This window comes from Actinomadura napierensis (genome assembly GCF_039529375.1).
Taxonomy (GTDB): Bacteria; Actinomycetota; Actinomycetes; order Streptosporangiales; family Streptosporangiaceae; genus Spirillospora; species Spirillospora napierensis.
The window spans coordinates 1-8738 of sequence record NZ_BAAAMR010000203.1 but is presented as its reverse complement, the minus strand read 5'-3'; the positions used below and the strand labels follow the sequence as shown (position 1 = coordinate 8738).

Sequence of the window (8738 nt, the reverse complement as noted above, 5' to 3'; positions counted from 1 at the left end):
GGCGGTCGCCGGCGCGGTCCCGGGCGGGCGCCGCGGGCGCGGCGGGCGCCAGCTCCAGCGCGCGCCGCGCCCACTGCAGCGACGTCCGGGCCTGGTCCGCCTGCACGGACGGGCCGACCGCGCCCGTCCAGCCGGCCAGCGTCGCGGTCAGCTCCTCCATCCGGCCGGGGCCGTCCGGGTCCGGCATGACCAGGCAGGGGCGGCCGTGGTCCAGCCCGGTCAGCAGCGACGGCGGCAGCCCGGCGGGGCCCTCCCCGCCGCTGCCCGGCCGCGGCCGCAGCACGATCACCGCGAGCCGGCGCGGCAGCGGCCAGCCGGCCCGCGCGGACTGCTCCCCGACGACCTCGGGCGGCGTGGCCGGGTCCGACAGCAGCAGCGTCAGCAGCCGGCCGCGGCGCTGCTCGCGCTCGCCGGCGGCCTTCTCGCGGGCCCTTGCGTACCCGTGCGCGGCGGCCGAGGCCAGCGCGTCCAGGTAGGCGAAGTTGGCCTCGGCGAGCAGGCTGACCAGGGCGCGCGGGCGGCCGAGCCGGTCGGCCTCGACCGCGAGGTGCCGCCACGCCAGCCGCGAGGCCACCCGCATCGCGTTCTGCAGGTGCTCGAGGCTGCGGCCCTCGACCGCCTCGCCGTAGCCGACGTCGAAGAAGACCTGGTACACCTCCTTCCAGGAGGCGTCCGGGTCGGCGATCATCTGGACGAAGTGCTCCATCGCGTGCGCGACCGCGGCCTCGGCGACGCGGACGTAGGCGGCGTCGCCCGGTCGGTCGTACTCGGGGACGTGCCGCAGCACGCCCTGCACCATCGGGCCGAGCAGCTCCGGCAGCCGCGGGCGCATCCAGCGCGCCTCCTCGGCGGGGACGTCCCGCCACGGCTCCTCGCTCAGCCCGTCCAGCACCGGTGATCCGGCGTGCGCGTCCTCGTATGCCGTCGTCATGGCGACACCTCCTCGACCGAGCGCTCGGTCGTCTCAACCTAGGCACGCGGGGCCGGCGGCGACACTCATTCGCCCGCACCGCCGGGGAGGGGCGATTGTCAGCGGCTTGACAAGCGCCCACGCCCGCCGGGGCAGGTCCTGCGGCGTTGCGGGGGGCCGTACTCAAGTTCCCGTCAAACCTGGCATGACGGCGGGTTCGCCGGGTAACGGCCACCACGGAGTGCGATCACCGAGCAGCCACGAGGAGCTGGATCATGGCCAACCCGGCCGGCCACGAGGACCGGAAGCAGGAGCAGCTGGAGCGGCGGCGGGTGAGCCCGGAGGGGTCGGCGGGGCTGACCACCGACCAGGGCGTCCGGGTCGACGACACCGACAACTCGCTGACGGTGGGCGAGCGCGGCCCGTCGCTGATGGAGGACTTCCACCTCCGCGAGAAGATCACTCATTTCGACCACGAGCGGATCCCCGAGCGGGTGGTGCACGCGCGCGGCTCCGGCGCGTACGGGCGGTTCCAGCTGACCGAGTCGCTGGCCGAGTACACCACCGCGGACTTCCTGTGCGACACCTCGCTGACGACGCCGGTGTTCGTGCGGTTCTCGACGGTCGCCGGGTCGCGCGGGTCGGCCGACACCGTCCGCGACGTCCGCGGCTTCGCCACGAAGTTCTATACGAACCAGGGCAACTTCGACCTGGTCGGCAACAACATGCCGGTCTTCTTCATCCAGGACGGCATCAAGTTCCCCGACTTCGTGCACGCGGTGAAGCCCGAGCCGCCGAACGAGATCCCGCAGGCGTCGTCCGCGCACGACACGCTGTGGGACTTCGTGCAGCTCCAGCCCGAGACGATGCACATGATGATGTGGCTGATGTCGGACCGGGCGATCCCGCGCAGCTACGCGATGATGCAGGGCTTCGGCGTGCACACCTTCCGGCTGGTCAACGCCGAGGGCCGCGGCACGTTCGTGAAGTTCCACTGGAGGCCCAAGCTCGGCACCCACTCGCTCGCCTGGGACGAGACGCAGAAGATCGCCGGCAAGGACCCCGACTTCAACCGCCGCGACCTGTGGGACCGCATCACCGACGGCGACTTCCCCGAGTACGAGCTCGGGGTCCAGCTGGTGCCCGAGGAGGACGAGCACAGGTTCGGGTTCGACCTGCTCGACCCCACCAAGATCATTCCGGAGGAGGAGGTACCGGTGCGGCCGGTCGGCCGGATGGTGCTGGACCGCAACCCCGACAACTTCTTCGCCGAGACCGAGCAGGTCGCCTTCCACATCGGCAACGTGGTGCCGGGCATCGACTTCACCAACGACCCGCTGCTGCAGGCCCGGCTGTTCTCCTACCTGGACACCCAGCTGATCCGGCTGGGCGGGCCGAACTTCCCGCAGATCCCGGTGAACCAGCCGGTCGCCGACGTCCGCAACCACCAGCGCGACGGCTACCACCAGATGAACCTGCACCAGGCGCAGGCCGCCTACCACAAGAACTCGCTGTCGGGCGGCTGCCCGGCCGTCGGCGGCGCGGGGTCCTTCACCCACTACCAGGAGCGCGTGGACGGCAACAAGATCCGCAAGCGGAGCGAGAGCTTCAAGGACCACTACTCGCAGGCGACGCTGTTCTGGAACAGCATGTCCGACTGGGAGAAGGAGCACATCGTCGGCGCGTTCCGGTTCGAGCTCGGCAAGTGCGACCACAAGCACATCCGGGAGGGCGTGGTCGCCCAGCTCAACCACGTCGACCACGACCTCGCCGTGCAGGTCGCCGAGGGCATCGGGGTGGAGCCGCCGTCGGACGCCCCGACCGCCAACCACGGCCGCACCTCGCCCGCGCTCAGCCAGGACAACGCGCCCACCGACTCCGTCCAGGGCCGCAAGATCGCGATCCTGGTCGCCGACGGGGTGGACTCGGCGGCCGTCGGCGCGGTCGGCGACGCGCTGACCGACGCGGGCGCGGTGTGCGACGTGCTCGCCGCGAAGGACGGGCACGTGCAGGCCGCCAACGGCGCGCAGGTCTCGGTGACCCGCGCGATGCCGACCGTCGCGTCCGTCCTCTACGACGCGGTGCTGGTGCCCGGCGGCGAGGCGAGCGTGCGCACGCTCGCGCAGGACGGCGACGCGGTGCACTTCGTCGCGGAGGCGTTCGTGCACTGCAAGGCGATCGGCGCGCTGGACGAGGGCGTCGCGCTGCTGGAGCGGGCCGGGATCACCGGGGTGAAGACCTCCGCGGACGGCACCGTCGAGGACTTCGGCGTCGTCACCGGGCGCGGCCCCGGCGGCGACTTCAGCGCCAAGCTGATCGAGGCGGTCGCCAAGCACCGCCACTGGCGCCGCCAGAAGGACCACGTCCCCGCCTGACGGACGGGGTTCGGTCGGGCCGGGGCCCGGCGCGGTAGCACGGATCGTGCGCGCACCGCGCCGGGCCCCGCCGCGTGTGGCCGCTTTCTGCCACATTAATTGTGGGCCACGTCACAAGGCCGGGCGCCGATGGAATGATGCGGGCATGATCTGAAAATATATCTTGTGCGAATCGCGTCTTTAAGGGCGCGCTCCCATCGCGGGAATCGCGCGCATTTCACGCGCATTCCGGCTGGACGGCGGCCGGGTCGCCGACGGGCCCGCTCCGGGACCGCCGCCGCAAGTGGGTCCTGACATGCGGTTTCCGGGCAGGATGTGGCCGCCGTGGACGCCGCCCGCCGGGCCGCGCCTTGCCGGTCTGGGAAGACCCGTGCCGCCCGGACTGCCCACGGGTGCAGTTCAGCCGGGCTCATTTCTGTAGCAGGATGACGGCCGTCCCGCCGGATTTTCCGTGCTTCCGGTAACGGTGCCGGGCGGCCTTTTCCACGGCCGCCGGGCAAGGGCATGGTGCTGATTATGGAGGGAGGGCGCATGGCCGCGTCCGTCATTGAGCGATTCCGCGAGCTGGTCGTCGACGAGTCCGATCCCTTCTACTTCGACCACCCGCTCGACCATGTGCCGGGAATGCTGCTGTTCAGCGGCATGCTGGACCTCGCCGTCCGCGCCGACGCGGCGCGGTCGCGCGGACGGCGGGCCGGCCGGGTGGTGGCCGGCCTCGACTTCACCCGCTTCTGCGAACTCGACCGCGGCACCACGCTGTCGTGCCGTCCGGTCCCGGGCCGCAACCGCGCGTGGACGGTCACCGCCCGGCAGGGCGTGCGGGAGGTGTGCGCGGGCTCCATCGCGTTCGCCGAGGGCGCCGGAGTCGCCGACGGTGCCGCCCCCGCGAACGGCGAAAGCCGCACAGGCGCGCCGCCGGGCGCCGCGCGCCGGCCCGCCGCGATCCCGCCGTCCCGGCATGCGCCCGCGCCGCTCGTGCACCGGCACCGTCCCGAGAACATCCTGGTCGGCGAGCCGGTGCGGCACGGGCGCGGCACGGTGGAGGCGGCGGTGCTCCGGCGACCGGGGGAGGAGCCGGACGACTGGCGGCCGGTGCGGATCGTCGAAGCGGGCCGGCAGTTCGCGACGATGCTGGAGCACAGCCATCACGGCAGGCCGATGGACGCCCGGCTGCTGTGGGTGTCGTTGCGCATGGACGTGCCGTTCCGGCTCGACCGGTCCGTCCCGCTGATGCTGCGCTGGCCGGTCGCCCGGGTGGCCGGGCCCCGGTCGCGGTGCGCGGTCACGCTCGCGGACGCCTCGACCGGCGCCGGCCTCGGGACGCTGACCTACGAGGCGTACGCCGTCGACCCGGAGCGCTACGAGCGGACCCGGTCGTCATGAACGATCCGCTTCGCGATAGGGCCCTGCTGCTCGCGCCCCGCCTCCTCTTCGCCGCCGGTGCCGCCGTGCTGATCGCCGCGATGGCCGTCCGCGTCGGGCGCGGCGAGCCGCAGGCGGCGGCGATGGCGGCGCTCTACCTCGGATGGCTGCTGCTGGAGGCGCCGGTGACGTTCCGCCGCGCCGCCGCGTCCCCGGCGGACACGCGGACGCTCCTTCCGTACGCGCTGGCCCGCCTCCTGCTGATCGCGTCCGCCTCATTCGGGCCGTCCCCGTGGGCGGACGCGTCCCCGTGGTCCGCGATCCCCGCGATGGTGTTCGTCACCGGGGTCGCGTTGCGGCAGACCGCGATCCGCGCGCTCGGCCGGTTCTACTCGCACCATGTGATGCGGCAGGACGGCCATCGGGTCGTCACGGGCGGCGTCTACCGGGCCGTCCGGCATCCGGCGTACGCGGGGATGCTGTTCGCCAACCTCGGTTTCACCTGCTTCTTCCTCAACCCGCTCAGCGTGGCCGCCTTCGCCCTCCTGGCGGCGGCGGTCGTGTGGAGGATCCGCGTGGAGGAACGGGCGCTCTGGGACGTTCCGGGCTATCCGCGGTACGCCGCCGGGCGGGCGCGCGTGCTGCCGAAGGTGTGGTGAGCGGCGTGCCGGCCGGATCGACGGGCGCGGGGCCGATGGGCGCGGGGCCGATGGAAACGGGGGAGGTCGGGCACAAGTTCGCCCGGCTGGAGACGCTGCGCGACGCGGGCTTCGCGGTGCCGGAGTTCTTCTGCGTGCCCGCGTCGGAGTTCGACCGGGCGCTGGACGCCTTGAGCGGCGGCCTGCCGCCGCGCTCGGCGGTCCCGGCCGCTCAGTGGTGCGGGTTCGCCGCGCAGGCGCTCGCCGCGGCCGTCCCGGACGGTGATCTCGCCGCCCGGCTGCTGGCCGGTTTCGACGAACTGGTCGGCGAGGCCGGGACGGTCGCCGTGCGCGCGTGCGTCGTCCCCGGCCCGGACGGGGCGGGCGAGGACGCGGCCGACGATCCGTTCGCCGGGCTGAGCGACAGCTTCCTGTACGTCCGCCGCGATGGGCTGCTGGAGGCGGTGGCGCGCTGCTGGGCGTCGGCGTTCAAGGCCGAGGCCGTCCGCTACCGGGAGTTCCGTGGCATCGATCCGGCGGGCGCGCGGGTCGCGGTCGGCGTCCAGCGGATGGTCGCCGGGACGCGGTCGTTCGTCGCGTTCACCCGCGACCCGCGGGACGGGGCGCGCCGGCACGTCATCGCCGCCGCGCACGGCATCGGCGAGGGAGTCGTCCAGGAGAAGGCCGACGTCGACCACTTCTTCGTCGACCCCGCCACCGGACGCGTCGACGCCGAGGTCGTGACGAAGCAGCGGATGGTCGGCCCGCCGGGGGAGGGCGAGGACGGCCCGCGGGTCGTCCCCGTCCCGGGCGGCCTCCGCACCGGCCCCGTGCTCGCCGACGACCAGGTCAGGCGCGTCGCCGACCTGGCCGCGCGCGTCGAGCGGCTGTTCGGATGCCCGCAGGACATCGAGGGCACCATCACGCCGGACGGCGCCGTCCATCTCGTCCAGGCCCGCCCGATGGCCGCCACCGCCGACCACGCGGGAGGACTGCGCGTCCACTGGGGCAACCACAACATCACCGAGAGCTTCCCGGGGGTGTCCGGCGCGCTGACCTACTCGCAGGCGCGGGCGTTCTACCAGCTCGCCTTCACCGACCTGTACCGGCGCATGGGCGTGCCCGCGCGGCGGCTGCGCGCCAACGGCCACCGGCTCGCCCGGATGGTCGGGAACCTGGACGGCCGCGTCTACTACCGGCTGGACGACTGGCAGGAACTGCACGGCCAGCTGCCCGTGTTCGACCTGATCAGGGCCGGCTGGGAAGAGGGAATGGGCATCACCGGCGAGGCGCGCGCGGACCGCCGGTGGCCGCGCGCCCGCGTCGCCGCGGCCCTGCCCGCGCTCGCCTGGCGCGCGGCGGGGCACCGCCGCGCCACCGTCCGGTTCCTGCGCTGGTGGGACGCGCTGATGGCGGACGTCCGCGGCCCCGCGTCCCGGCCGCTCGACGAGTACTCGTCCGACGAGTTGATCACCCTGTACCGGTGGGTCTGGGACGAGGTGTCCGTGCGGTGGGGCGTCACGCTCGCCAACGGCGTCTACGGGCTGCTGCTCCTGCGGGGCGGCACCGCGCTGCTGCGCCGCTGGACGGGCGCCGGGCCCGAGCTGCTCGCCGGGCTGCTGTGCGGCGGACCCGAGAACCGGTCGCTCGCCGCCGCCCGCGCCGCGATCGCGCTGGCCGAGCGCGCCGCCGAGGTGCCCGCGCTGAAGGCCGCCCTGCTGGCCGACGACCTGGGCGGACGCACCGACGAGGAGCATCTGCGGGCCGTCTGGGACGACGTCGCCGCGGGCCGGCACGGTTCCTTCCTCGCCGCGTCCGCGCGCGCCTACCTGCGCCGCTACGGCGACCGGGCGGTGCACGACCTCAAGCTCGACGAGCCGACCCCGCGGCAGCGGCCCTGGACGACCGCCGCCGTCCTGCGGCCGCTCGTCCGGCAGGGCGCGACGGTCGCCGCGAACCGGGCGGGCGAGGCGCGGGCCGCGGCCGACGCCCGCCGCCGGCTGCGCGAATCGTGCCCCGGCCCGGCCAGACGGGCCGTCCTGCGCGTACTGCTTCGCATGATGCGCTGGTCCGTGCGCGCGCGGGAGGACGCCCGGTTCTGCCGCACCCAGCTGTTCGGGCTGTCCCGCGAGGTGATGTGGCGGCTCGGCGGCGCGCTCGCCGCCGCGGGGCTGCTCGACGACCCGCTCGACGTCGCCGACCTCACCGTGGACGAGGTCGTCGGCGCGTTCGACGGCACGCTGCCCGGCGGCGACCTGCGCGGGCTCGCCGCGCTGCGGCGCGCCGAACGCGTCCGCACGCCGGCCGGGCCGCCGCCGCCCGCGCCGCTGTCGGCGCCCGCCTCGCGTCCGGCCGCCGCCGCGCTGCCGTACGCGCGCCCGCTCGACCCGGACCGCGACGCCGGCGGGGACGGCACGCTGCGCGGGCTCGGCTCCGGCGGCGGGACCGTCCGGGGCCGCGCCAAGGTCGTGCTGGACCCGCGCGTCCCGCCCGGCGACTGCGCGGGCCGCATCCTCGTCGCCCGCGAGACCGACCCGGGCTGGCTCGCCCTGATGATCGCCGCGTCCGGGCTGGTCGTCGAGCGCGGCACCCTGCTCTCGCACACCGCCGTCACGGGACGGCTGCTCGGCGTGCCCACCGCGGTCGCGGTCGGCGGCGCCGTCGCCCGCATCCCCGACGGCGCCTGGATCGAGCTGGACGGGCGGGCCGGCACGGTCCGGATCCTCGGCGCCCCCGAGGACGCCGCGGGCTGACCCCCGGTACCGCCCGACAACCCCGCGAAGAATGAGGAGTCGACACGTGGAAGAAGGAGCGTTCGGCAGGTCCGCGCAGGACCGGGCGGCCGCCGAGGTCGAGGCCGAGATCGGCCGGCTGTGCGAGCGGCTCGCCGAGGGCCAGGCGATGGGACTGGACGAGGGCCGCGAGATGGTCGGCGGCGCGATGGCGGAGTTCCTGGTGGACTTCTTCCAGGTCGTCCGGGCCAAGGACTCCGGGCCCGGCCTGCGGGGCATGGTCGCGCTGCCGATGCTGGTGCACGGCGCGGAGACCGGCGACCCCGGGCCCGCACGGCCGCTCGCCGTCGTCCACCTGCTGTGGTGGGCGGCGGCCCGCTACCTGGACGACCTGACCGACGCGCCCGGCGCGCCCGCGCCCGGCAACGCCGCGGTCGCCAAGCGGGTCCTGACCGCGCTCGCGGTGGGCGGGCACCTGCCGGTCCGGCTCGTCGCGGACCTCCCGGTGCCCGACGCCGTCCGCCGCGGGCTCGCCGGCGAGGTGTCGCGGGCCTGGCTGGACGCGGTGGACGGCCAGCTGCGCGACCTCACCGACCGCCCCTCGGCCGCCACGCCGGCGTCGGTGCTGCGCGCCTACGCCGGCAAGTCGGGCGCGCCGTACGCGATGGCGGCGGCGTCCGCGGCCCGGCGCAAATAGGGGGGCCAACGGGGGTTGGGAGAA

The 8738-nt window shown here is 74.9% G+C and carries 5 protein-coding genes and 1 pseudogene; 5 read left to right on the top strand and 1 reads right to left on the bottom strand.

Going from position 1 to position 8738, the window contains the following annotated elements:
• A pseudogene (locus ABD296_RS48065) lies at positions 1-931 on the bottom strand (PucR family transcriptional regulator); the annotation flags it as partial.
• Between the two features lie 254 nt (positions 932-1185).
• On the opposite strand from ABD296_RS48065, the gene ABD296_RS48060 reads away from it, so the two are divergent.
• The 5 genes from ABD296_RS48060 to ABD296_RS48040 all read left to right on the top strand — a co-directional run bounded on the left by ABD296_RS48060 (position 1186) and on the right by ABD296_RS48040 (position 8714).
• On the top strand, positions 1186-3285 hold the full coding sequence (locus ABD296_RS48060) for a catalase (protein WP_344284772.1): 2100 nt from the start codon (positions 1186-1188) through the stop codon (positions 3283-3285).
• 531 nt (positions 3286-3816) lie between these two features.
• Positions 3817-4668 (top strand): AfsA-related hotdog domain-containing protein, encoded by an 852-nt coding sequence (locus ABD296_RS48055; protein ID WP_344284769.1) that lies wholly within the window; start codon positions 3817-3819, stop codon positions 4666-4668.
• Positions 4665-5306: a methyltransferase family protein gene (locus tag ABD296_RS48050; protein WP_344284766.1), complete on the top strand. Its 642-nt coding sequence runs from the start codon at positions 4665-4667 to the stop codon at positions 5304-5306. Before ABD296_RS48055 ends, ABD296_RS48050 begins: the two co-directional genes overlap by 4 nt.
• A complete protein-coding gene (locus ABD296_RS48045) occupies positions 5303-8038 on the top strand; it encodes a PEP/pyruvate-binding domain-containing protein (RefSeq protein WP_344284764.1) in 2736 nt (911 codons plus the stop codon). Before ABD296_RS48050 ends, ABD296_RS48045 begins: the two co-directional genes overlap by 4 nt.
• 46 nt (positions 8039-8084) lie before the next feature.
• Complete coding sequence (locus ABD296_RS48040) at positions 8085-8714, top strand: hypothetical protein (RefSeq protein ID WP_344284762.1); 630 nt, start codon at positions 8085-8087, stop codon at positions 8712-8714.
• Positions 8715-8738 lie beyond the last annotated feature (24 nt).

Bases quoted from the DNA above. Each gene is read 5' to 3' on its own strand.
- ABD296_RS48050 (WP_344284766.1), top strand. From the start codon at position 4,665: ATGAACGATCCGCTTCGCGATAGGGCCCTGCTGCTCGCGCCCCGCCTC.
- ABD296_RS48060 (WP_344284772.1), top strand. From the start codon at position 1,186: ATGGCCAACCCGGCCGGCCACGAGGACCGGAAGCAGGAGCAGCTGGAG.
- ABD296_RS48055 (WP_344284769.1), top strand. From the start codon at position 3,817: ATGGCCGCGTCCGTCATTGAGCGATTCCGCGAGCTGGTCGTCGACGAG.